The organism is Streptomyces fulvoviolaceus, assembly GCF_000718165.1.
In the GTDB taxonomy this organism is placed as follows: Bacteria; Actinomycetota; Actinomycetes; order Streptomycetales; family Streptomycetaceae; genus Streptomyces; species Streptomyces fulvoviolaceus.
Genome location: NZ_JOEY01000005.1, coordinates 145,898 through 169,674, shown reverse-complemented (window position 1 = coordinate 169,674; position 23,777 = coordinate 145,898). Strand labels below are relative to the sequence as shown.

20 protein-coding genes are annotated in these 23,777 nt (G+C 71.8%); 7 read left to right on the top strand and 13 right to left on the bottom strand.

Going from position 1 to position 23,777, the window contains the following annotated elements:
- The first annotated feature begins 56 nt into the window (after window positions 1–56).
- From IG08_RS0107050 to sucD, 3 genes are all read left to right on the top strand, one after another.
- Entirely contained in the window at window positions 57–1,988 is a 1,932-nt protein-coding gene (locus IG08_RS0107050) for a hypothetical protein (protein WP_030597631.1), read from the top strand.
- A gap of 434 nt (window positions 1,989–2,422) precedes the next feature.
- The gene (gene sucC, locus IG08_RS0107045; RefSeq protein ID WP_030597619.1) at window positions 2,423–3,601 is read left to right on the top strand and encodes an ADP-forming succinate--CoA ligase subunit beta; all 1,179 of its coding nucleotides are present in this window, start codon (window positions 2,423–2,425) and stop codon (window positions 3,599–3,601) included.
- 22 nt (window positions 3,602–3,623) lie between these two features.
- Window positions 3,624–4,508: a succinate--CoA ligase subunit alpha gene (sucD, locus tag IG08_RS0107040; RefSeq protein WP_030597616.1), complete on the top strand. Its 885-nt coding sequence runs from the start codon at window positions 3,624–3,626 to the stop codon at window positions 4,506–4,508.
- A gap of 236 nt (window positions 4,509–4,744) precedes the next feature.
- Here sucD and IG08_RS0107035 read toward each other — a convergent pair whose 3' ends face one another.
- Window positions 4,745–5,815 carry a helix-turn-helix domain-containing protein gene (locus IG08_RS0107035; protein WP_030597613.1) on the bottom strand — a complete coding sequence of 357 codons (1,071 nt, stop codon included), beginning with the start codon at window positions 5,813–5,815 and terminating at the stop codon, window positions 4,745–4,747.
- A 96-nt stretch (window positions 5,816–5,911) separates the two neighbouring features.
- Between IG08_RS0107035 and IG08_RS0107030 the strand changes: the two genes are divergently transcribed.
- Window positions 5,912–7,573 carry a cell division protein PerM gene (locus IG08_RS0107030; RefSeq protein WP_030597612.1) on the top strand — a complete coding sequence of 554 codons (1,662 nt, stop codon included), beginning with the start codon at window positions 5,912–5,914 and terminating at the stop codon, window positions 7,571–7,573.
- A gap of 100 nt (window positions 7,574–7,673) precedes the next feature.
- Here the strand turns inward: IG08_RS0107030 and IG08_RS0107025 are convergent, their stop codons facing one another.
- Window positions 7,674–8,474 carry a hypothetical protein gene (locus IG08_RS0107025; RefSeq protein WP_030597609.1) on the bottom strand — a complete coding sequence of 267 codons (801 nt, stop codon included), beginning with the start codon at window positions 8,472–8,474 and terminating at the stop codon, window positions 7,674–7,676.
- Between the two features lie 254 nt (window positions 8,475–8,728).
- Between IG08_RS0107025 and purN the strand changes: the two genes are divergently transcribed.
- Together purN and purH are read left to right on the top strand one after the other, a co-directional pair.
- Entirely contained in the window at window positions 8,729–9,358 is a 630-nt protein-coding gene (gene purN, locus IG08_RS0107020; protein ID WP_030597608.1) for a phosphoribosylglycinamide formyltransferase, read from the top strand.
- Window positions 9,355–10,923 (top strand): bifunctional phosphoribosylaminoimidazolecarboxamide formyltransferase/IMP cyclohydrolase, encoded by a 1,569-nt coding sequence (purH, locus tag IG08_RS0107015; RefSeq protein ID WP_030597606.1) that lies wholly within the window; start codon window positions 9,355–9,357, stop codon window positions 10,921–10,923. The genes purN and purH overlap by 4 nt, the downstream gene beginning before the upstream one ends.
- Window positions 10,924–10,996: 73 nt before the next feature.
- Here purH and IG08_RS55675 read toward each other — a convergent pair whose 3' ends face one another.
- The 7 genes from IG08_RS55675 to IG08_RS0106980 all read right to left on the bottom strand — a co-directional run bounded on the left by IG08_RS55675 (window position 10,997) and on the right by IG08_RS0106980 (window position 18,855).
- Window positions 10,997–12,463: a choice-of-anchor P family protein gene (locus tag IG08_RS55675; RefSeq protein ID WP_199820817.1), complete on the bottom strand. Its 1,467-nt coding sequence runs from the start codon at window positions 12,461–12,463 to the stop codon at window positions 10,997–10,999.
- 145 nt (window positions 12,464–12,608) lie between these two features.
- Complete coding sequence (locus IG08_RS0107005) at window positions 12,609–13,574, bottom strand: ArsR/SmtB family transcription factor (protein WP_030597600.1); 966 nt, start codon at window positions 13,572–13,574, stop codon at window positions 12,609–12,611.
- A gap of 136 nt (window positions 13,575–13,710) precedes the next feature.
- A complete protein-coding gene (locus IG08_RS0107000) occupies window positions 13,711–15,402 on the bottom strand; it encodes a serine/threonine-protein kinase (RefSeq protein WP_030597598.1) in 1,692 nt (563 codons plus the stop codon).
- A gap of 298 nt (window positions 15,403–15,700) precedes the next feature.
- Entirely contained in the window at window positions 15,701–16,291 is a 591-nt protein-coding gene (locus IG08_RS59980) for a peptidoglycan-binding domain-containing protein (protein WP_030597595.1), read from the bottom strand.
- A gap of 94 nt (window positions 16,292–16,385) precedes the next feature.
- Window positions 16,386–16,610 (bottom strand): ATP-binding protein, encoded by a 225-nt coding sequence (locus IG08_RS53955; protein WP_338060140.1) that lies wholly within the window; start codon window positions 16,608–16,610, stop codon window positions 16,386–16,388.
- Between the two features lie 231 nt (window positions 16,611–16,841).
- On the bottom strand, window positions 16,842–17,423 hold the full coding sequence (locus IG08_RS0106985) for a peptidoglycan-binding domain-containing protein (protein ID WP_052424507.1): 582 nt from the start codon (window positions 17,421–17,423) through the stop codon (window positions 16,842–16,844).
- 235 nt (window positions 17,424–17,658) lie between these two features.
- Window positions 17,659–18,855 (bottom strand): acyl-CoA dehydrogenase family protein, encoded by a 1,197-nt coding sequence (locus tag IG08_RS0106980; protein WP_030597585.1) that lies wholly within the window; start codon window positions 18,853–18,855, stop codon window positions 17,659–17,661.
- A 38-nt stretch (window positions 18,856–18,893) separates the two neighbouring features.
- Between IG08_RS0106980 and IG08_RS58840 the strand changes: the two genes are divergently transcribed.
- Entirely contained in the window at window positions 18,894–19,085 is a 192-nt protein-coding gene (locus tag IG08_RS58840) for a hypothetical protein (protein WP_234342819.1), read from the top strand.
- A 32-nt stretch (window positions 19,086–19,117) separates the two neighbouring features.
- On the opposite strand, the gene IG08_RS0106970 is transcribed toward IG08_RS58840, so the two are convergent.
- The 4 genes from IG08_RS0106970 to IG08_RS0106955 all read right to left on the bottom strand — a co-directional run bounded on the left by IG08_RS0106970 (window position 19,118) and on the right by IG08_RS0106955 (window position 23,715).
- Complete coding sequence (locus tag IG08_RS0106970) at window positions 19,118–20,599, bottom strand: protein kinase domain-containing protein (RefSeq protein ID WP_030597584.1); 1,482 nt, start codon at window positions 20,597–20,599, stop codon at window positions 19,118–19,120.
- Window positions 20,596–21,339, bottom strand: coding sequence for a hypothetical protein (locus IG08_RS0106965; protein ID WP_030597582.1), 744 nt, complete (start codon window positions 21,337–21,339; stop codon window positions 20,596–20,598). The genes IG08_RS0106970 and IG08_RS0106965 overlap by 4 nt, the downstream gene beginning before the upstream one ends.
- Before the next feature lie 133 nt (window positions 21,340–21,472).
- Window positions 21,473–22,975 (bottom strand): protein kinase domain-containing protein, encoded by a 1,503-nt coding sequence (locus IG08_RS0106960; RefSeq protein WP_030597579.1) that lies wholly within the window; start codon window positions 22,973–22,975, stop codon window positions 21,473–21,475.
- Complete coding sequence (locus IG08_RS0106955) at window positions 22,972–23,715, bottom strand: FHA domain-containing protein (RefSeq protein ID WP_030597576.1); 744 nt, start codon at window positions 23,713–23,715, stop codon at window positions 22,972–22,974. Before IG08_RS0106955 ends, IG08_RS0106960 begins: the two co-directional genes overlap by 4 nt.
- Window positions 23,716–23,777: the final 62 nt, after the last annotated feature.

The following is a 23,777-nucleotide window of genomic DNA, read 5'->3' as shown; positions in this document are numbered from 1 at the left end:
CGGAATGTCCCCAGGCCTCCACAGGCCTCCCCAGGATCCAAGGATCTGACGTACCCATGAACAAGAACATCCGCCGTTCCATCGTCATAGCCGCCGGCGTCACCGGTGCGTGGGCGCTCGGTTCCACCGTGGCCAGCGCGGACGAACTCCCGGCCTCTTCCCTGTCCGTTTCGGACCCGACCACCGATGCCACCTCCGACACCACTCTCACCGACACCCTCGGCGCGGTCACCGACACCGTCACCGGCACGGTCGACGGTGTCGTCTCCGGCGTACAGGACACCGTCGCCGGCGTCACCGACGGCACGGCCGTCAAGGACGCGACCTCGACCGTCGCGGACACCACCGGCACCACCGGCACCACCGACCAGGCCCGCCGCTACGTCGACGCGAAGGTCACCGTCCCTCAGGCCTCCCAGGTCTCCAAGGCCTCCAAGATCAAGGGCGCCGCCGCCATCCAGGGCGCCAAGGCCGCCCGTGCCGCCCAGGCGCAGGCCAAGTCCACCGCCGTCGAGGCCACCACCACGGTCCACGCCGCCGTCTCCGACACGAGCGACGCGAGCGACGCGAGCGACGCCCCCCAGGACGGCATCGACTACCTCTTCGGCCCTCTCTCCGTCTTCGCCCCCGAACTGGAGCAGGCGCTCGCCGCGGCCCAGACGAAGCTGCAGGGCGTGCAGTCGGCGGCCCGTACGCAGGCGCAGGGCGTCGACGGCGTCGTACGGACGAAGGCGCAGCAGACGGTCGCGGGCGCGGGCCGGACCGTGTCCGGCGCGACCGGCGCCGTGCAGACCACGGTCACCGGCGCCCAGGGCCGGGTCGCCGGCGTGGCCACCGTCGCCGAGACCGAGGCCACCGCCGTCACGGGCGCCGCCGAGGCCACCGTCTCATCCGTCCCGAGCCACATCACCGGCACGGTGACCGGTGTCCACCACCAGGTCGCCGGCGCGGTCGGCGGTGTCGAGCAGCAGGCCGTCGGCACCGTCGCGAGCGTCCCCGGCACGGTCACCCCGGTCGTCGAGCAGACGGCGGCCGCGGCCGTCCCGCCCGTCGTGACCACCGCCGTGGACGGAGTGCTGCCGGTCGCGGGCCGGACGGTGGCGGGCGTCGGTCCGGTCGCCGGGCAGGCCGTCGGCGGGGTGACCCCCGTCGTCACCGGCACGGTGAACGGCGTGACGCCGGTCGCCGCCGGTGCCGTGGGCGGGGTCGCGCAGACCGCCGGTCACACCGTCGACGCCGCGACCGCGCTGGCGTACGGCGTCGTCGCCGACGTCCAGCCCGTCGTCACCCACGCGGTGGGCGGCGTCCAGCCGGTCGTGAACGGTGTCGCCGCGGACGTCCCCGCGTACGCGTACGGCGTGGTCGCCGAGATCCGGCCCGTCGTCGACGGCGTCGTCACCGACGTACCGCCGTACGCGACCGGTCTGGTCGGTCAGATCGCCGACGACACCACCGCCGCCGTGCTGCCCCCCGTCGTGAACACCGCCGTGCACGGCGTGCTGCCCGTCGCGGGGCAGGCCGTCGGGGACGCGGGCGGGCTGGCGTACGGCGTGGCCGGCGACGTGCAGTCCTTCGGGGGCGGTGTCGCCGCCTCCGTGGAGCCGCTCGCGTACGGCGTGGCCGGTCACGCGACCGACCTGGCGTACGGCGTCACGGGCGAGGTCCCGGCGTTCGCGTACGGGGTCGCCGGTGCCGTCCAGCCCGTCGTCGACACCGTCACCCGGACCGTCCGGCCCGTCGCCGACAGCGCCACGACGCTGGCCCACGGCGTCACGGGCGACGTCACGCCCTTCGCGTACGGGGTCGTCTCCGAGGTCCAGCCCGTCGTCGGTCAGGTCGCGCCCTTCGCGCAGGACCTGACGGGGACCGCCCAGAACACGGCGGGTCCGCTCGTCGGCCACGCCCTCACCGGCGTCGAGGGCGTGGCCGACTCGATCACCCCGGGCTACGTGCCGAACGTGCAGTACGGCAGCACGTACGGCGCCTGACCTTCCCCTGCCCGACCGATCCCGACCGATTCCGACCGACTCCGTGAGGCGACAGGACCCGGACGGCCGAAAGCCGTCGGTTTGTCCGACCGAAACCTCACGGCTGGGGCGGGAGGGTCCCCATTGGGGTGGGGACCAGCCGCCCTGCGCCCCTTAGGGGCTGTTCAGGGGACCTCACCGGGTCGACCCCAACCCGGTGAGGTCCTTCACTTGCGGCACGCCGTGCCAGAGATCTCGGCATCATGTGACAGGTATCACCGCTCAGGTGTGACCCGCGATTTAGAGGCCCCCGGCAAGCAGGGATAACCTGCGAGACGGACATGCCGCGCGCTCGGACACCGTGTGCGCCTCCCTTGTGACAGCGGACGTCACGTTGCCCTTCGCGGCACGCCCACGCATCCAACGAACCGCGAGATCACTGAGGACGGAAGCGCGTGGACCTGTTCGAGTACCAGGCGAGGGACCTCTTCGCCAAGCACGATGTACCGGTGCTGGCCGGTGAAGTCATCGACACGCCTGAGGCGGCCCGCGCAGCCACTGAGCGTCTCGGTGGCAAGTCCGTAGTCAAGGCCCAGGTGAAGGTCGGCGGCCGTGGCAAGGCCGGTGGCGTGAAGCTCGCCGCCACCCCGGACGAGGCCGTCGCGCGTGCGACGGACATCCTCGGCATGGACATCAAGGGCCACACGGTCCACAAGGTGATGATCGCCGAGACCGCGCCCGAGATCGTCGAGGAGTACTACGTCTCGTACCTCCTCGACCGCACCAACCGCACCTTCCTCGCCATGGCGTCCGTCCAGGGCGGCGTGGAGATCGAGGTCGTCGCGGAGGAGAACCCCGAGGCCCTCGCGAAGGTCCCGGTCGACGCCAATGAGGGCGTCTCGATCGAGAAGGCCCGCGAGATCGTCGCCCAGGCGAAGTTCCCGGCCGAGGTCGCCGAGCAGGTCGCCGAGATCCTCGTGACCCTGTGGGACACCTTCATCAAGGAGGACGCCCTCCTCGTCGAGGTCAACCCCCTCGCCAAGGTCGCCTCCGGCAAGGTCATCGCCCTCGACGGCAAGGTCTCCCTGGACGAGAACGCCGAGTTCCGCCAGCCGGAGCACGAGGCGCTCGAGGACAAGGACTCGGCCAACCCGCTCGAGGCCGCCGCCAAGGCCAAGAACCTCAACTACGTCAAGCTCGACGGTGAGGTCGGCATCATCGGCAACGGCGCGGGTCTCGTCATGAGCACCCTCGACGTCGTCGCGTACGCCGGTGAGGCGCACGGTGGCGTGAAGCCGGCCAACTTCCTCGACATCGGCGGCGGCGCGTCCGCGGCCGTGATGGCGAACGGCCTGGAGATCATCCTCGGCGACCCGGACGTCAAGTCCGTGTTCGTCAACGTCTTCGGCGGCATCACCGCGTGCGACGAGGTCGCCAACGGCATCGTGCAGGCGCTGCAGCTGCTCGCGGACAAGGGCGAGGAAGTCACCAAGCCCCTCGTCGTCCGCCTCGACGGCAACAACGCCGAGCTGGGTCGCAAGATCCTCTCCGACGCCAACCACCCGCTGGTCCAGCGCGTGGACACCATGGACGGCGCGGCCGACAAGGCCGCCGAGCTCGCGGCTGCGAAGTAAGGGAAGAGGGACAGACACAGCCATGGCTATCTTCCTCAACAAGGACAGCAAGGTCATCGTCCAGGGCATGACCGGTGCCACGGGCATGAAGCACACCAAGCTCATGCTGGCCGACGGCACGAACATCGTCGGTGGCGTGAACCCGCGCAAGGCGGGCACGTCGGTCGACATCGACGGCACCGAGATCCCGGTCTTCGGCACGGTCGCCGAGGCGATCGAGAAGACGGGCGCGAACGTATCCGTCCTCTTCGTCCCGCCGGCCTTCTCGAAGGCCGCCGTGGTCGAGGCGATCGACGCCGAGATCCCGCTCGCGGTCGTCATCACCGAGGGCATCGCGGTCCACGACTCGGCCGCGTTCTACGCGTACGCCGTGTCCAAGGGCAACAAGACCCGGATCATCGGCCCGAACTGCCCCGGTCTCATCACCCCGGGCCAGTCGAACGCCGGCATCATCCCGGGCGACATCACCAAGCCGGGCCGCATCGGCCTGGTCTCGAAGTCCGGCACGCTGACGTACCAGATGATGTACGAGCTGCGTGACATCGGCTTCTCGTCGGCGGTGGGCATCGGTGGCGACCCCGTCATCGGCACCACGCACATCGACGCGCTCGCCGCGTTCGAGGCCGACCCCGACACCGACCTGATCGTGATGATCGGTGAGATCGGCGGCGACGCCGAGGAGCGTGCGGCGGACTTCATCGCGAAGAACGTGACGAAGCCGGTCGTCGGTTACGTCGCCGGCTTCACCGCGCCCGAGGGCAAGACCATGGGCCACGCGGGTGCGATCGTGTCCGGTTCGTCCGGCACGGCCGCCGCGAAGAAGGAGGCCCTCGAGGCCGCCGGCGTCAAGGTCGGCAAGACGCCGACGGAGACGGCGAAGCTTGCTCGTGAGCTTCTCGCCGGCTGAGGTACTCAGCTGACGGTTGATGGGCCCGTTCCCCTGCGTGGGGGGGCGGGCCCACCTTCGTGCTCTGCGGGGGTGCCGGGTTCGGTTGTCGGGCGGGTGCGGGTTCGTTGTGGCTGGTCGCGCCCACGCCGCGGAGCCGCATATTGATGCAGCCCCGCGCCCCCAAAAGACCTGAGCAGGCCTGCTTTCAAGGGGCGCGGGGAGGAACTGCGCGACCAGCCCCCACCGGCCCGCAGCTAGCGACTCAGCGGTACCAGCCTCTCCGGGCCGCTCGCCGCCTCCCTTCGCAACTTCTGCCGTAGGTCCACCTCCGCATCCGACAAGGACCCCTGCGCCGCCCGCGGCGGCACCCCCTGCACCTCCGCCCCCGGCGCGACCGGTGGCTCGTAGTGCGTCGGCGCCGCCCGCACCGTCAGCGCTGTCGTCCCGATCAACGCCACCGTGAACGCGATCGCCGCCCGCGTCCAGAAGCGCGCCTTGCGCTCACCCCCCGTCCTTACCGACGGCGGCCTCGCCGCGCGCAAGCGCTCCGTGGAAGCCAGTGACGCCAGCCGCCGGTGCAACTCGACCGGATCCGACAGTTCCGGCAGCCGCGCGGCGATCACCTCGCGCGCATGCAGCAGCCGGTTCGCGGCCGCCGGTGTGGTCGCCTCCGTCTCCGCCGCGGTCTCCGGCAGATCGAGGCCGACACCGTCGTACAACAAGAGCGTGCGGCGATACGGCGGCGGCAGCTTCAGGAGTACGTCCACCAGCGCGCGGTCGACCGCGTCGGCGGGGGGCGGCTCCGGGTGCCGGTAGCGCGGGCGGAACCGGTGCCAGGGGGAGAGCGCGTACTCGTACGCCGTCGCCCGCACCCAGCCCGCCGGGTCCCGGTCGACGGCCACCTCGGGCCAGCGCTGCCAGGCGAGTTGGAAGGCCCGCTCGACCGACTCGCGCGCGAGCTCGCGCCGCCCGGTGAGCAGATAGGTCTGCCGTACGAGGGCGGGTGAGCAGAAGGCGTACAGCGCGTCGAAGGCCTGAGCGGGGGTCAGGGGGGCGACCGGTGCCTCGGGTTCGGGGGGCGGCGGCTCCTCCTCCTGGCATGCCGTCACCGTCACCTCGGGCTCCGGGGTGAGCTCGTCCAGCAGCTTCGCGTACGCCTCCCGTTTCCGGCCGCGCGGGCTCCTGCGGCCGGACTCCCACGCACGGACGGTCTCGCGGGTGACGCCCACCCGTTCCGCGACCTGAACCTGCGTCAACGACCCGGCCTCACGCAGGCGTCGGCGCTCCTTGGGCGGCGGGAGAGGGGTTGCAGGACTCTGCGTCACCGGGCGCCCCTTCGCACGAAAAAGTACATAAACATATATTGAGCGACACTTCGGAGGTTCGCCTGTTACGACAGGAAAGCGCGTGTCGTTGGGAGCATGGCGGTCGTGATCCAGATGACCGCTCGCCGACCGTCGTTGTCGCCCCTGCTCACCCGGTTGCGCGACCGGTCGCCCGGACTGGCCGCCGGCCTCGTGGGAGGTGCGCTCGCGGCCGGGCTGGGGCTCGGCTCGTTCGCCGTGCTCGTGATGGTGCTGTGGATCAGCTCGCCGTATCCCGACAGCGGGCCCGGCGGCGCGCTGCACGTGGCCGCCGCGCTGTGGCTCCTTGCCCACGGCGCCGAACTGGTCCGCACCGACACGCTCTCCGGTGTTCCCGCGCCCGTCGGCATCACCCCGCTCCTCCTTCTCGCCCTGCCGGTCTGGCTGGTGCACCGCGCGGCGCGCGACGCCGCGTCCGGCGACGAGGAGCCGCCCCTCGTCTCGGCGCGGACCGCGTGGGCGGGCGTCGTCCTCGGCTACCTCGCCGTCGGCGCGGCCGCCGCGCTGTACTGCGCCGGCGGCGAGCTGCGGCCCTCGTGGGCGTGGACGGGCGTGTGCCTGCCGCTGGTCGTCATGGCGGCGGCGGGGCTGGGCGTCTGGACGGCGTACGGCCGACCGTACGAGGCGGTCGACAACGTGCTGATCCTGCTGCCCGCGGGGGTACGGCGACTCGCCCTCGGCCCCGAAGGCCGGGCCCGCCTCGGCACCGCCGCGCGTGCCGCGGGGGCCGGGGCGGCGGTGCTCGTCGGGGGCGGGGCGGCGCTGCTGGCGGCGTCGCTGGTGTGGCACGGCGGTGCGGCCAGGGGGTCCTTCCTGCAGCTGACGGAGGGGTGGTCGGGCCGTTTCGCCGTCCTGCTCCTCTGTCTGGCGCTGGTGCCGAACGCGGCGGTCTGGGCGGCGGCGTACTCCCTCGGCCCCGGCTTCACCCTCGGCGTCGGCCACGCGGTCGCTCCGCTCTCCTCCGCGCCCGCTCCCCTCCTGCCGCCGTTCCCCCTGCTGACGGCGGTACCGGACGCCGGGACCGGTACGCCGCTGAACTGGGCGGCGGGCGTGGTGCCGGTGGTGGCCGGGGTGACGGTGGGGTGGTTCGTGGGGCGGGCGGGGTCTGCCGACGGGAAGCGGGCGGTGGCCTGGTCGCGCGGGCGGACCGCCGGAACCGTCTGGCTCGCGGCCGCCCTGTGCGCGGCCCTGGTCGCCGTCCTCTCCGCGCTCGCCGGCGGGTCCCTCGGCGTCGCCGCGCTCGCCCGCTTCGGGCCGGTGTGGTGGCAGACGGGCGGGGCGACGCTGGCCTGGATCGCGGGCGCGGGGATCCCGGTCGCGGTGGGGTTGCGGGCCTGGCGGTGCCGGGAACGCGGGGCGAAGGGGGCGGTGCGGATCGCGAAGCCTCGGGTGGAGCCGGTGGGCGGCGGGGACGGTGCCTCTGCGGAGGGGCGCCCCGCCCGACGTCGACTGCGGCTGCCTTCGGTCGGGAGCTGGTTCTCCCGGCGGAAGAGCTCGGCCGGCAGCGGGGCGACGCCGGAAGTGGGCGCGGGCGGAATGCCGTACGTCCCCTATGGCCAGGACGCGGCCTTCGAGCCGTACGACTTCCTGCCCGTCGAACCTCGGCCGGAGCCGGTTCCGCCCGCGCCCTGGCACGACGACGCGTCCCGCGAGGCTCGCTGGGCGGCGTTGAAGGAGGCGTCCACGCTGCGTCCCGACGAGACGCCCGGCACGGACTGACCCTCGGGGTGTTTCGCCCCCGCCGCCCCTACCCGTCCCGTCCCGTCCCGGGGGCTCCGCCCCCGGGACCCCCGCTCCTCAAACGCCGGAGGGGCTGGATTCAGCTGCTCGTCCCCAGCAACCCCCGCAGTTCCTTCGGCAGGAGGTCCGTGCAGGACTGCTTCGCCTCGTTGGTGAGGGCGTCGTTCGTGCAGGTGTAGTAGTCGTCGTAGACCATCTTGGCGGTGAAGCCGGCGGCGACCAGGGCGATGGCGAGGGAGGCGGTGACCAGGCCGCTCACCGCGGCCGTCGTCTGGGGGCGGCCGGTCTGCGCGGCGGCCGGGGTGTCCGGGTCGGGGGAGCGGGGCTTGGTGCGCAGGGCGCTGATGCCCCAGTAGAGGGAGAGGGCGCCGAGCAGCAGGGCGACGTACGGCCAGCTGAAGAGGGCGAAGAAGAAGGCCCACATGCCGGAGAGCAGGGCAAAGCGCGCCCGGCGCTGGGCGGGATCCGTGGGGTCCCAGCGCAGACCGGGGCCGGCGTTGCCGCCATTGCCGGGGCCCTCGGGGCCGGGGCCGGATCCGGGTCCGCCCGGACGCTCGCCGAAGCCGTCGGGGGAGCGGCCGGGCTGGCGGTCGCTCCACTGGTTGCCCCAAGGGGAGTTGTTGTCGTCGCCCTGGGAACCCTCACCGTCGGCCGGGCGGCGCGGCTGCCAGGGGCGGTCCGGGGTGCCCTCCGGCGGCGGCGCGAACGGGTTGTCCTCCTCGGCCGCCCGGTCCCGCTCGTCGCCCTGCTTCTGTCCCTTGCCGCCCGAGGGCGCGTCGGGCGGCGAGGCGTGCTGCTCCCGGAGCAGCACGCCGCTGCGCTCCCCTCCCTGCACCGACTGCTGGGGGAGCGTGAGGAGTCGCAGGCTGCGGTCCGGCATCAAGTGAGCGTCTTCCCCTAGGTGATACGGCTGTCTGGCGTGAGCTGTCACATGGTGAACGCGCCGCACGACTACCGCGTTCCCAGGTCCGCTCGTCCCAGACGCTACCTTCCGGCCACGCCCCCGTCCCGTGGGGGCCGTCCGGTGTGCCGGTATCGTTGCTGACGGTCGGCCGCTTCGTAGACTTCCCCGTATCCCGGGGCGCGAAGCATTCGTACGACCGTACAAACGCTCCCCCGAGAAAGGGCCCCGCCGTGGCCGCCAAGCCCGTGGCCAAGCGACTTGTCGTGCTGGTCTCCGGATCCGGTACGAACCTGCAGGCGCTGCTCGACGCCATCGCGAGCGCCGGTGTCGAGGCGTACGGGGCCGAGATCGTGGCCGTGGGAGCGGACCGTGCGGGCATCGAGGGGCTCGCCCGCGCCGAGCGCGCCGGGCTGCCGACCTTCGTGTGCAAGGTGAAGGACTACGAGAGCCGCGAGGAGTGGGACGCGGCCCTGGCCGAGGCGACCGCTGCCCACGAGCCCGACCTCGTCGTGTCCGCCGGTTTCATGAAGATCGTGGGCAAGGAGTTCCTGGCCCGGTTCGGCGGGCGGTTCGTCAACACGCACCCCGCCCTGCTCCCCAGTTTTCCCGGCGCCCACGGCGTCCGCGACGCGCTCGCGTACGGCGCCCGGGTCACCGGCTGCACCGTCCACTTCGTCGACGACGGCGTCGACACCGGACCGATCATCGCTCAGGGCGTGGTGGAGATCCGGGACGAGGACGACGAGAGCGCTCTGCACGAGCGCATCAAGGAAGTCGAGCGAAGGCTGCTCGTCGATGTCGTGGGGCGGCTCGCCCGCAACGGCTATCGCATTGAGGGACGAAAGGTAGTTATCCAGTGACCGCCACCGCCGAGAGCAACAAGCGGGCCATCCGTCGCGCACTCGTCAGCGTCTACGACAAGACGGGCCTCGAAGACCTCGCCCGCGGCCTGCACGAGGCGGGCGTGGAGCTCGTCTCGACCGGGTCGACCGCCGGGCGCATCGCCGCCGCCGGCGTCCCCGTCACCAAGGTCGAGGAGCTGACCGGCTTCCCCGAGTGCCTGGACGGCCGGGTCAAGACCCTGCACCCGAAGGTCCACGCGGGCATCCTGGCCGACCTGCGCCTGGAGGACCACCGGCAGCAGCTGGCCGAGCTGGGCGTCGAGCCGTTCGACCTGGTCGTCGTCAACCTCTACCCGTTCCGCGAGACGGTCGCGTCGGGTGCCACGCCGGACGAGTGCGTGGAGCAGATCGACATCGGCGGCCCGTCGATGGTGCGCGCGGCGGCGAAGAACCACCCGTCGGTCGCGGTGGTGACCAGCCCGGCGCGCTACGCGGACGTCCTCGGTGCGGTGAAGGACGGTGGCTTCGACCTGGCGACCCGCAAGCGCCTCGCCGCGGAGGCCTTCCAGCACACGGCGTCGTACGACGTGGCGGTGGCCTCGTGGTTCGCCTCCTCCTACGCGCCCGTGGACGAGTCGCAGTTCCCCGACTTCCTGGGCGCCACCTGGGACCGCTCGCACACCCTGCGCTACGGCGAGAACCCGCACCAGCCGGCGGCCCTGTACACCTCCGGCACCGGCGGTCTCGCGGAGGCGGAGCAGCTGCACGGCAAGGAGATGTCGTACAACAACTACACGGACACGGACGCCGCCCGCCGTGCCGCGTACGACCACGACGAGCCCTGCGTCGCGATCATCAAGCACGCCAACCCCTGCGGCATCGCGATCGGCGCGGACGTCGCCGAGGCGCACCGCAAGGCACACGCGTGTGACCCGCTGTCGGCCTTCGGCGGCGTGATCGCCGTCAACCGCCCGGTGTCGAAGGAGCTGGCCGAGCAGGTCGCGGAGATCTTCACCGAGGTCATCGTCGCGCCGGACTACGAGGAGGGGGCCCTCGAGGCTCTCGCCAAGAAGAAGAACATCCGGGTGCTCAAGGCCGAGGGCGCGCCCGCGAACCCCGTCGAGGTCAAGCCCATCGACGGCGGTGCGCTCCTCCAGGTGACGGACCGCCTCCAGGCGGACGGCGACGACGCGGCGAACTGGACCCTGGCGACGGGCGAGGCGCTGTCGCCCTCCGAGCTGCGGGAACTGGCCTTCGCCTGGAAGGCCTGCCGCGCGGTCAAGTCCAACGCCATCCTCCTCGCCAAGGACGGCGCCTCCGTCGGCGTCGGCATGGGCCAGGTCAACCGCGTCGACTCCGCGAAGCTGGCGGTGGAGCGGGCGGGCGCCGAGCGCGCCGCGGGCTCCTACGCCGCCTCGGACGCCTTCTTCCCCTTCCCCGACGGCCTGGAGATCCTCACCGAGGCCGGCGTGAAGGCGGTCGTCCAGCCGGGCGGCTCGGTCCGGGACGAGCTGGTCGTGGAGGCGGCGCGGAAGGCGGGCGTGACGATGTACTTCACGGGGACGCGGCACTTCTTCCACTGACACCGGGACGCACGTGTACGACCGTCGGGGCGGCCTTTCGAGGCCGCCCCGACGGCGTACGGGAACGGTTGGTCTAGCAGTTGAACGCGCCGGACGTGCTGGACCCGAGCACCACATCCGCGCCGCCGAGCGCGGTCAGGTGCACCGCGTTGACGGTCAGGCCCTGGTCCGCGCCCTCGACCGGGATCTGCTCGTTGACGACGAGCTTGGCCCCGGCCCCGAGGTCGATGGAGTGGTTCGGCGTGTCCGGGATCTCGACCGGGGTGCCGCCGATGCTCAGCGTGAGGCCGACACTGCCCTTCGACGCCGAGCAGGTGCTCGACGACTCGGCGGTGAGCCCGGTGACCTCGACGACCGGCAGCCCGGTGAGTCCGATCCTGGCGTCGGCCACGGTGGCGGTCGCCGTGGACGAGTTGGGGCCGGTCTTCGTCACCACGTCGGCGCACAGCGGTCCCGCGGACAGCACGATCGCCTCGATCTGCTCGGCGCACCCGGCGTCCGTGGTCCCGGCGCCGGCCGTGCGCACCGCCCCGGTGTCGGGCGTCGGGTCGATGCCGATGGGGATGAGCGGCAGCGGGACCTCGGCGGACAGGCCGTAGGCGCGTCCGGTCACATACCGCAGATCGAGGGTGGCGGGCGCCTCGGACGGCTCGTAGGCGTCGTCGCCCGCGAAGGCCGCGGTGACGGGGACGGTCGCGTCGTCCGTCAGCGGCTGGTCCACCTCCTCGATGGTGCAGGTGGCGGTGCCCTCGGCGTCCGTGGTGCCCTCGCAGGCCTGCGCGCTGTCGTCGGCGCCGAGCGTGAAGCTCACCTTCTGGTCGGCGACGGGGTTCCCGGACTCCTCCTCGGTGAGTACGGCGGACAGTTCGGCGGGGTCACCGCCTGCGAGGGAGGTGTCGCCGGTGTAGGCGAGCTTCGTCTTCTCCGGCTCCGGCTCCGGCTCGCCCGGGTCACCGGGGTCGCCACTGCCGTCGCAGTTGTTGGTGCTGGTCAAGGAGACGCGTCCGTCCTCCGGGGTGATGCGGTACTCCTTGCCTTCGAGATAGGGGTAGACGAGCTCGTTCTCTTCGCCCGACCCGTCGCCGTCGGAGTCGTACATCTCCTGGTAGTGGAGGTGCGGGACCGTGGTGCCCGCGTTGCTCGCGGTGCCGATCCGGTCCCCCTGCTTGACCTTGGTTCCTACCTCGACGTACTCGCTCATGTGGAGGTACTGGCTGAACCAGCCGCCATCGTGCTTGATGTTGATGCCGATCCTGCTGCCGTCATCGCCGCCCGAGACTTCCCAGTACACCTCGCCGTCCGCCGCCGCCAGGACGGCGGAGCCTTCCGTCTCACCGCCGACCCGCTCCATGTCGAGCTGCTGCTGATCCTCTGTCTCGTTGCCGCCGTGACCGTCCCGGGTGTACATCTCCCAGGTCTGGCCGCACTCGAACGGCGCCTTGAAGTCCGGCGGGTTGTCGGGATCCGCCGAAGCGGGCGGTGCTCCCAGGGCCAGGGCGGTCAGGGCGGCGCCCAGGACCATGGCCATGCGTGCTCTCATCGCGGTGTCTCCCCGTTGTCAGCGACATGGCGTCGCTTCGATGTGCGTTGATGTGTGCATGACTACGCTGGCCGACGGGGCGTTCCGGGCGCCAGGAGATTGCGTACGTATGCAAACAGGAGGTCCCGGTTCCGGTTCCGTGGCGTCACCGTGAACGGGCCAGCCGGCTGCCGAGGTCCGTCGCGACGTGCAGCATCGTGCTGCCCTGCCGGGTGCTGGTGACGAGGCCCGCGTCGCGCAGGGCGGCGGCGTGCCGGCTGGCGGTTCCGGCGGACACTCCCAGGCGCAGGGCGAGTTCGGTGGTCGAGCGCGGGTGGGACAGCACGTGGATGGCCAGGGCGCGGGTACGGCCGAGCAGCGCGGCCAGGCCGTCGGGGGCCGCGGGCGGGCGGGAAGGGGCGGTGACGGGGTAGACCAGCACCGGCGAGAGGTCGGGGTCGATCAGGGTCACCGGGGTGCCGGTGCAGAAGAAGGACGGGACGAGGGTGATGCCCCGTCCCTGCAGATGAAGGTCGCGGTCGCACGGGTAGTCGGAGCTGAGCACGGGCGCGGTCCAGCGGATCGAGGGCGACAGGGTGCGCAGGAGCGACTCGACCCCGCCGTCGACCAGGCCCCGGCTGCGTAACGCCCGCTCCGTCAGGACCGCTTCGCCCAGCTCGGGAACGTAGGGACGGAGTACTTCCCGGTAGTACACGGTCAGCGCGGACTGCAGGTCCTGACGGCAGTTCCGGTCTCCGGTGGCCAGCAGCCGCACCCAGTGCGACGGCCGGCGGCCGCGGAACACGTCGGCGAGCTCGTGCCGCAGACGGCGGTCCGGGGTGGCACGGACCAGTTCCAGCGAGGCCGCGAAGTCCCCAGGAGCCGAAGGAGTGAGGAAATCGGGGAAGGCGCCGCGACGTGGCACCAGGGCCGTCAGCGGCCGCAGCGCCGCCCGCAGGTTCCGGGTCCCCAGCCGGGCGCGGACGTGTCGCAGCCACGGGCCGTACCGGGCGGCGGTTCGGGGTGCCTGCAGTCTGTGGAGGCTGCTGATCAGTTCCCACATGATGTCCGGACCCGGCGCCACGGTCGTACGGGCGAGGTCGTCGGCCGTGAAGTGGATGCGCAGCGTCACTGGATCCCCCGTCGCATGTCGGTGCAGGTCGCTCAGGCGTCACGCCGTCGCGTAATGCCTGCTTCCGCTTCATGCTGCGGGGAGGACCGGATGCGCGGAACCTGAAAGACTCCAGGGTGCGCCGACGCGCGCACCGTCAGGTCGAACTGCGCAGCGCCGCCCAGGTGTTGGGGCCCACTTCACCGTCCACGTCCAGCGCCTTGGCGCTCTGGAACTGCTTCACCGCGGTCAGTGTGTCCTTGCCGAACTGGCCGTCCACGCCCGCGTCACCGACGCTGTAGCCGCGCTTGGAGAGCATGCACTGCACCTGGACGACGCGTTGGTTCTTGTCGCCGTAGACGGTGAGTTCGGTGCCGGAGTAGTAGGTGCACTGGGAGATCCACGCCGGGGTGGCGGGGGCTGACGTGGTCTTGGTGACCGTGGCGGTCGGGGTGCTGACGCCGCCGCCGCTCGAGCTTCCGCCGTCGCCGCCGCCGTATGTGGCCGTCGCGGAGGGCGTACGATCCGTGCCGCCACCGGATCCGGACGAGCCGTCGTTCGCCGCCTCCGACTCCTTGCCCTTCTTCTCCTTCGCCTTCTCCTCCGTCTCGCTCGGGGAAGGTGAGCTGGAGGAACTGGGCGGGGCCGAGGCCGGTTCGGCGTCGGAGGTGGCCTCGGCGGAGGCCGTCGGGGAGACCGAGGCCGTTTCCTCGACGGACGGGCGGGTGAGGAAGAAGGCGCTCGCGGCGACGGCGACCACGGCGAGGCCGGCCGCGAGGGCGAGGTAGGGCTTCTTCCGCCTGCGCGGGGTGGTGTTCTCGCCGGAGGCGGGAGCCACCGGTGCGCGGAGGTGGACGGTCTGCTGGGCGGAGGTCTGTTCCAGCAGGGCGGCCGCCTGCTGCCGGGCGAGCAGGCGGGCGCCCAACGGCTCGTGCCAGGAGGGGGTGTGGCCGTGCAGGGCGGCCGAGCCGGCGTCGATCAGCTGCTGGGCCGTGGGCCGGCCGGCGGGGTCCTTGGCGAGGCAGCCGGCCAGGAGGGCGGCCAACGCGGGGTCGACGGTCGCGACTTCGGCCATGATGTCCGGCTTGGGCTCCTCGAAGGCGACCCGGTGCATGACGTCCACACCGGTCCCGTCGCCGAACGGGGCGTGCCCGGTTGCGGCGTAAGTGAGCGCGCACGCAAGCGAGAAGACGTCGGAGGCGGCGTCGCAGCGCCCCTCCCGTAAGTACTCGGGCGACATGAAGGCGGGCGTCCCGACCCGGCTCCCGGTGCCGGTGATCGCGCTGCTGTCGACGGCCTGCGAGATGCCGAAGTCGATGACATGCGCGCGTCGCGTGGACAGGATCACGTTGGACGGCTTGAGATCTCGGTGTACGACGCCGACGGCGGCCAGCGCCGACAGGGCCCGCCCGAGGTCCGCCACCAGCCGCCACACACCGGCCGGTTCCAGCGGACCGCACTCGCGTACGGCGTCGGCGAGGTTGAGACCGGGCACATACTGCGTCGCCATCCACAGCAGCGATTCCTCGAACCCGGTGCCGAGCAGCTCCGGCGCGTACGCCGTCCGAAGCCGCCCGTGCACGCCGGCCTCCCGCTCGAACCGCCGCCGGAACTGCGGGTCCTCGGCGTACTCGGGCCGGATCACCTTCACGGCGGCGAGGCCCGGGCTGTCGTCGGCGGGGCGTGCCAGGTAGACGCGGCCCATGCCGCCGCTGCCGAGGCGGCCGAGCGGTGTGTACGGGCCGATCCGCCCGGGGTCGGCGGGCTGGAGCGGAGTCGCCCCCGCCTGCTGCAGCGCCGCGTCACCGGATGCGGGAGTATAGGGCGGCGTGGGCCGCTGGTCTGTCATGGATCCCCCGACTGTTCCTTCTCGCTCAACGCGCTCTCGTGTCACGCCAGTTGACGCGAGACTACCGGCACGGGCCGGGGGAGTGGCCCGGGACGCTCGAGGGAGCGCGGGCTGCGGCACCCACGTCCGGGGTGCCGCAGCCGGCTGTTCGCAATCCTCCCCCCGGTGGCGTGCGAACACTGTGACGGCAGGACGGGACGGGCGGCGGTGTTTCACCGCTACGGCGGCTGAACGGAGCCGCCGCACCTATGGGTCCGGCCCGCCGGTGGTGGCCGGCGGGCCGTCGCTGTGTGCTGCGTCAGTCGCAGGAGTTGGCGTTGTAGCTCGCAGGCCGCCAGGCGTTGTTGGCGTAGAAGGTGTACCTGCCGTCGTAGGCGCTGGTGGCGCGGTACAGGTTGAAGGCGTGGGCACTGCCGTGGTAGGTCAGCTTCCAGCGCTTCAGGGACGAGCCGCTGTCGTAGGACCTGTACTCCAGCTCGCCCGCCCCGGTCGACGAGTTCCACTTGTCGTCGGCGGAGCCGAATGTCTTCTTGCCGACGATGCCGTCCTGGGTCTGCCCCCAGGCCTTCTGCAGCTTCTTGGTCGCGTACTTGGTGTTCGAACCGAAGTGACCGTCGATGTCCTCGTAGTCGAACGCGGTCCCGTTGCTCTCCTTGACACCCTCGGCCCACAGGATCTTCTGCCAGAGGCAGGTCGTGTTGGAGCTGGCGTGCGACGCGGTCGACAGCGTGCCCTCATCGGCGAAGTCGTCGTAGTACGAGCCGCTCCCGTTGACGTACCCGCTGCTCGCGCTTGCGGAGGCGGGCGAGGCGCTGAGCGCCAGCCCTCCCACGGCCAGCGCGCTGACGGCGGCTGCGGCGGCGCGGCCGCGAGTTGTACGGAGGTTCATGGGTGTTCCTTCCCCGTTGCGTGCCAAGGCGTGGAGCCGCCCTGGCCCGGATCCAGGATGGGGGCGGCGGGCGCCCGGAGGTACCTGGAAAGTTTCAGGTGTGCGGTGTGGAACCACCCGTGCTGTCCGCTGCGTCTCCGTACCACTCGCACCACACGGACTTGCCGCCGTGGTGCTGTGTCACGCCCCACCGCGCCGCGACCGCGTCGAGCAACAGGAGGCCGCGGCCCGACTCGTCGTCCCCGCCGGGGCGGCGCACGACGAGCCAGGCGAACAGGCGGAGCGTCACCGAGGTGCCCTCGCCGACGTGAACGATCACGTTCGTCAGTAACTCGCTCACACAGAGCTGGAGTTCGGGGCAGGCGGGGCGTCTGGTTCAACACCGGTGGGGCGACGGTGACGCCGACGACGAGGTGGGGTACCCGGAGGAGCCGGCCGGTCCTGCGGTCTTCGCCTGGGAGGCGGCGGCGCCGGACGTCGGGCACCCGCCGTCCGGACCATGAATGCCGTAGGCCCGCCGGTCGACAACCGGTGGGCCTACGGCTGTGGGTCAGCTGCAGCTGCTGTTGTTCTTGTAGCTCGCGTACTGCCACTGGTTGTTGTGGTAGATGCGGTAGTTGCCGCCCGACGTGCGGTAGATCTCGAAGTAGTAGCGGGAGCCGTGGTAGCGGATCTTGTACTTCGTGGCCGAGGTCGAGCCCGTGCTGCGGTACTCCAGCTCGCCCGCCCCGGTCGACGAGTTCCACTTGTCGTCGGCGGAGCCGAACGTCTTCTTGCCGACGATGCCGTCCTGCGTCAGACCCCAGGCCTTCTGCAGTTGCTTGGTGGCGTACTTGGTGTTCGAGCCGAACTTGCCGTCGATGTCCGCGTGGTCGTACTTGGTGCCGTTGCTCTCCTTGACGCCCTCGGCGTACAGGATGATCTGCCAGAAGCAGGTCGCGTTGGAGTCCGTGTGCGACGAGGTCGACAGGGTGCCCTCGTCGGCGAAGTCGTCGTAGAACGAACCGCCGCCGCTGACATAGCCGTTGCTGCTGCTGGCCGAGGCCGGCGAGGCGCTCACGGCCAGGGCGCCCGCGATGGCGGCGCTGACGGCGGCGGTGGCCAGACGGCCCCGGGTGGTGCGGAAGTTCATGTTGTTTCTTCCCCGTTGGTGGTGCTGTGTGTAGGTGCCGCGGGGTTCCGGAACATGCAAGTCCTTTTACCACCACGGCAATTAGTGCGGAGTGATCATATACGCGAGGCGAGCCTGTGATCAGAACGGCTCGTACGGTTCCAGGGCACGGGCTTCCCCGGTGTTGGCGACCGCCCGCGTGCGGCCGGTCGTTGTCCCGCGACTCGTCCCGTTCAGCCATCCCGCCCCCTCGGACTCAGGCCGCCGCCAGCTCCGTCCCCCCACCGAACCGCACCGACCACTGCGCCCCTTTCGCCACCCCCAGCGCCACCTCCGCCAGCCGCAGCCGCTGTACGTCGGACGTGCCGGCGGGCGCGTAGATGTGGTGGGCGTCGCGGACGAAGCGCTCGATCGGCCGGTCGGTGAACAGGCCGCAGGCCGCGTGGATCTCCATCGCCAGACGTGCGGAGTCGAGGCTGGACTCGACGCCGACGAGCTTGGCGTTCATGAGCTCCGCGTCGCAGGGCAGGCCGCGGTCCAGCAGGTCCACCGCGTGGTAGGCCACCGCCTCGGCTGTCATCAGGCTGGACTGCATCCGGCCCAACTTCTGCTTCACCGAGTCCAGTTCGGCGAGTGGCCTGCCGTACAGGCTGCGCGCCGCCGCGAACGCCGTCGTCTCCTCCACCAGCGCGCGGTGGATGCCCAGTGACACCGCGGTCAGGTTCGCCCTCCCGTACAGGACGCTCGACGAGTACGCGACCGCGACGCCGTCACCCTCCTCGCCCAGCAGGTTCGCGGCGGGGACGCGTACGTCCTCCATCACCAACTCGCCGAAGGAGAAGCCGTGCAGGCCCATCGCCGGCTGCTGCGGGGCGAGCGAGAAGCCGGGGCGGTCACTCTCAAGGAGGAACGCGGACAGGCCTCGCGAGCCCGGGCCCGTGCGGACGACCACGCCGTGCAGATCGCCCACGTGACTGTTGCCGACGAACACCTTGCGGCCGTTCAGGACATACGTGTCGCCCTCGCGGCGCGCCGTCGCCCGCATGCCCAGGACGTGGCCGCCGGACTCGGGCTCGGTGACAGCGATCGTCGGCAGGCAGTCGCCCCTCGCGATCGCCGGGAGCCAGGTCCTCTTCTGCTGCTCGCTGCCGAAGTGGGCGATCTTGGCCACGCCCAGCTGCGAGGCCTGCACCATGGCGCCCATCGCGCCGCTGACGCGGGCCAGTTCCTCGATGGTGATCGTCTTGGCGAGATGCCCGGCGCCCATGCCGCCGTACGCGCGGTCGATGGTGACGCCGATCCAGCCCTGCCGGGCGATGAGACGGGACAGTTCGTGGTGAACGGTCCTGGTCGCCTCCATCTCCGGTATACGAGGCCGTGCTTCGGCCTCTGCGAAGGCCCGTACCCGGGCCCTGAGGCGCTCGTGGCGCTCCGTGGTGAATCCCCCGTACATCTGCTTCCTCCAGGCCGCCGGGCCCTGCCGTTCTCCGGATGGTGCTTCCGTCCACTGTGGCGGAGGCGGAGAACGGCCGGAACCTGCAACCTTTCAGGGCGCGGGACGCGGGATGGATCACCGTCCAACGCCACGGCGCGCACGTGCTGCACACCCTCACCCCCGTGGGAGCCTTCGTGCTCCGGGCCGCCGTGCGGAAGTCCGGCGGCGACGGCCGGACTTCCGCGTGAGCACGTGAGCGAGTGAGTGAGCGGACGACGGCTCAGCCGAACAGCGAGAGAATCGTCCACAGCACCGTCTTGGTCGAGCAGCTGCCCACCAGCTGGTGCGACCGGGGCGCGGCCCTTCCCGCGACGTTGCCCATGCTGTTCACGGTCGAGCAGCCGCTGCGCTGGGCCATGCGCCGGCGGTCGGCGCCGGCGGGTTCGAAGTCGGTGCCGCGCCAGTAGACCAGGTCGTGCTTCTCCCGTTCGTCCGCGATGTTGTTGAAGATCGAGCGGACCGGGGCGGTGGCCGCCCAGGTGCAACTCTCGCTGCCCGCCGCCCAGTCGGCGTCGTCGCCCTGCCATGTGCACATCTTGCCGTTGCCGTTGTACTCGCTGAAGAAGCAGGCGTGATCCTCGGGGCAGCGGTGGTAGCCGTAGACCGGCTTGCCGTCGGGGCCCTTGGACGCCGACTCCGTGGGCAGGGCCGTGTACGCCGGCACCCCGTCGTCCTGGTTCACGTACAGGTACGCCGCCCCCATCGTGCCGCCCGCCGCCAGTAGCACCGTCGCGAGCGACGCCACCAGGAGCGGGTGTCGGCGCCAGAAGCGGGGACGCAGGCGGGGCAGCCGGGGTGAGCGGGCGAGGCCCGCCGCCTCCTCCACGCGGCGCAGCAGCGCCTCCCCGGTGATGCGGTCGGCGTGTGTGCGGGTCAGGCAGTCGCGCACGATCTCCCGCCAGGCGTCCGGCAGTTCGGGCGACAGGCGCAACTCCTCGGCACCCCGCGCGTACCGCATCACCGCGTCGGTGCGGGCCTCCGGGGTGCCGCCCGGAAACGGGAACGTGCCCGTCAGGACGAGATGGGCGAGGACGCCGAAGGCCCAGACGTCGGCGGTGGGGCGGATCTGTGTGCCCCGCTCGTGGATCTCGGACCAGAGGAGTTCGGGCGCGGTGTAGTCGGGGGTGGCGAAGGCGGGGGCGTACGCGTGCGTGCCCTCCATCTCCGCCGCCAGGTTGAAGTCCGCCAGGCGTACCGAACCGTCCTTCATCAAGAGGACGTTGGCGGGTTTCAGATCGCCGTGGACCCATCCCGCGTGATGCAACTGGTGCAGGCCTTCGCAGATCTGCGACAGCAGGGCGGGGCCGGAGACGGAGGCCGGCGTGTGCTCGATCACGTCGTCCAGGGAGCTCTCGGCCCGCTCCAGGACGAGCACGGTGGCACCGTCCAGCTCCGGGTGGTCCGGGTCGTCCACCGTCAGCGTCTCGTACATGCGGATCAGGCGGGGTGCGCGGAGTCGTCGGAGGACGTCCACCTCGCGTTCGGCGAGATCGCGCAGGTGGCGCAGCTGGCGCGGGGTGCGGGTGCCGGTGGGCAGGAACTTCAGGGCGGTCTCGCGCGGCCGGTCGGGCCCTTCGGCGCCGGTGAGTCTGCCCGCGTAGACCGTCGCGAACGCACCGGATGCCAGAGGCTCGCGGACTTCCCACGGCCCGACCCGGTACCCCTTGGGGACGGGTATCGCGTACGGCTGTTCGGACGTCATCGGACCGCCTCGCTCGAGGCCGCCGGGGCGAGCACGATCAGATCGTCCTCGCGGACCAGGTCGAAGCGGAGCGCCAGCGAGACCAGCGACTCCTTCTTGCCGTTGACGCGCTGGCCGGGCTCCGCCGTGTCCGGGCCCGGCCGCAGACGCAGCTTGACGGTCAGGTAGTCGATGTTCCAGTACACGGCGGAGCGGCTGACCGCGGGCCAGACCGGGCGCAGCCGCTCCACCAGCTGCTCGACCGCCGGCAGCGTGGCGTGCGGCTCGCCCCGCAGGCGGGGTTCGCACAGCGCGGTCAGGACCGCGAAGTACCGCTTGGTGCGGTCCAGGGTGAACGCCGGTGACGTGAGCGTTCCGGAGAGCCCGTGGCGCTCGACGCTGCGGAAGGTGTGGCGCGGTGCCCAGACATCGAAGGAGAGCAGTTCGCCCGCGGCGGGCAGGACCACGCGCGCGAACTCGAACGGCACGGGCGCGTCGAGCCGGCCCGGCCCGACCTTGATGTGCTCGCCCGCGCCCTCCGGGTTCTCCACGACGTAGGTCTGGTCCTCGCTGAGGTTGCTCAGCAGCCAGAAGTTCCGGTGCGCGGTGATGTCCCCGGCGACCCGGGGCACCCCCTCGTGCGCGATGGTGAGACCACCGTCGGTCCCGGCCCTGCCGAACGCGAGCCGCTCCCCCGTGGCGATCCTGATCTGTCCGTCCGGCCTTGAGCAGGCCGGCGGCACGACGATGACGCTGTACATGGACTCGTCCCCTCGCCCGATCCCATGAGGGCCACCCTCCCCCAGTCCAACTAAGGGGAGGCTAAGGGACGATCCCGGGAGTTCGCGAAGGTTGTTCGCGGCACGGCGCGTCGGTACCTCAGAACTCTCAGGGTCACTTCTTCCCTGGCGGCGTGTACTCCTTGAGGTAGTGGGCGACGCGGCCGGCGTAGTCGCGGTACTTCGGGGGAACTCCGGCCGCGTCGTTCACTTTTGAGTACGACGTCCGGTAGGCGGCGGCGATCAGGACGCGGCGGTCGCCCTGCAGGGTGTCGATGCGGGGCGCGATCCAGCACAGGTAGCGTCCCATCGCCGGGATGGATTCGGCGGGCGGGAAAGGGGGCTTGGGGACCCTCTCCGCGGGGGTGCCGTCGGCGTTCATCCACCAGCGCAGGACGCTCGGGGTCCAACGGGCGATGCCGTACTCGTTCTTGGCTGGGTCGGCGAGGGTCGGGTCGAAGTCGCTCTCGACCTTGAGCATGGCGGCGATCAGGGACGGGGTGACGTCCTCCTGGGCGCAGTCGTGGGCCGTTTCGACGATCAGGAGGCGGTAGGCGGGCGGGACGCCCTTGTCGGTGCGGAGTTCGGCGGCGCCGTAGCCCGCGGACGCGGTTTCCCGGGGTTCGCCGAGGGAGTCCGAGCCCGCCGCCGCCCAGATGCCCGACCCGAGTGCCGCCACGGCGGCGACCGCGGCCCCGATGACCGTCGTACGGCGGGATCGGCGGGACAGCCGGGAGGCGCGGGGCGTGCCCGACGCCGACTCCACCCGCCGTAGCAGCGCCTCCGTGCTGATGCGGTCCTCGTGCGTGCGGGTCAGGCAGTCGCGCACGATCTCCCGCCAGGCGTCCGGGAGTTCGGGGGACAGGCGCAGCTCGTCCGTGCCGCGCGCGTACGCCGCGGCCGCGTCCCGGCGGGCCGTCGGGGTGCCGCCGGGGAGAGGGAAGCAGTCGGTCAGGAGCAGGTGGGCCAGGACGCCGAAGGCCCAGACGTCCGCCGACGGGCGGATACGGCGGCCCCGTTCGCCGACCTCCGACCACAACAGCTCCGGCGGCGTGTAGTCGGGGGTGGAGAACGCGGGCGTGTACGCGTGCGTGCCCTCCAGCTCCGCCGCCATGTTGAAGTCGGCCAGGCGGGCCGAACCGTCCTTCATCAGCAGGACGTTGGCCGGTTTCAGATCGCCGTGCACCCAGCCGGCCCGGTGCAGCTGGGCCAACCCCTCGCAGATCTGGGCGAGTACGGCGCCGGGGTCGGGCAACGGGCGCGGTACGGCGGCCAGGGATCCCTCGGCGCGTTCCAGTACCAGGACCGTGGCGCCGTCGAGGGCGGGGTGCTCCGGATCGTCGACGACGAGGGTCTCGTACATCCGGATCAGCCGCGGCCGCTTCAGCCGGCGGTACAACTCGACCTCGCGCTCGACGAGTTCGCGCAGGTGGGCCAGCTGGCGGGGTGTGCCGGTGCCGGTGGGCAGGAACTTCAGGGCGGCCGTGCGGGGGAGTTCCCCGCCGGTGCGCCGGCCTTCGTAGACGCTCCCGAACGCCCCCGTCGCGATCGGCTCCCGCACCTCCCAGTCGCCGACGCGGTAGCCCCGGGGGACGGGCACGGCGTACGGCTCGGTCACCGCGGCCCCCGGGCCACCGGCCGGTTCAGGACGGTGAGGTCCTCCTCGCGGACGAGGTCGAAGCGGAGCGCCAGGGACACCAGGGACTCCTTCTTGCCGTTCAGGCGCGGGCCCGTGTCCGCCGTCTCGGGGCCGGGCTTGAGGCGCAGCTTCACGGCCAGGTAGTCGATGTTCCACTGGACGGAGGTGCGGGACGCGGCCGGCCAGGTGGGGTGCAGCCGGTCCACGACCTGGTCGACCGTGGGCAGCGGGGCGTGCGGTTCGCCGCGCAGGCGGGGCTCGCACAGGGCGGCCAGGACCGCGAAGTAGCGCTTGGACCCGTCCAGGGAGAAGGCGGGCGCGGTGGTCGCGCCGTCCAGGCCGTCCCCGGCGCGCAGGTAGTCGTGGCGCGGCGCCCACACGTCCATCGCCAGCAGGTCGCCCGCGGCCGGCAGCACGATCCGCGAGAACTCGAAGGGGACCGGCGCGTCCAGCCGGCCCGGCCCGACCTTGATGTGCTCGCCCGCGCCCTCCGGGTTCTCCACGACGTACGTCTGGTGGGCGCTGAGGTTGCTCAGGGTCCAGAAGGCGCCCTGCGCGGTGATCTCGCCCGCTCTTCGGGAGACCCCCTCGTGCGGGATCTCCATGTCACAGGCGGTGCTGCGGCCGAAGTTCAGCCGCTCGCCGGGGGCGAGCCTCAGCTGCGAGCGGGTTGTCTCGTCCTCCGTGGTCGGCGGAGGTACCACGATGATGCTGTACAAGGTGCGTCTCCCCGTGCCATACGGCTACCCGGGTCAGGGTAGGGCGACGCACCAGGGCCGTG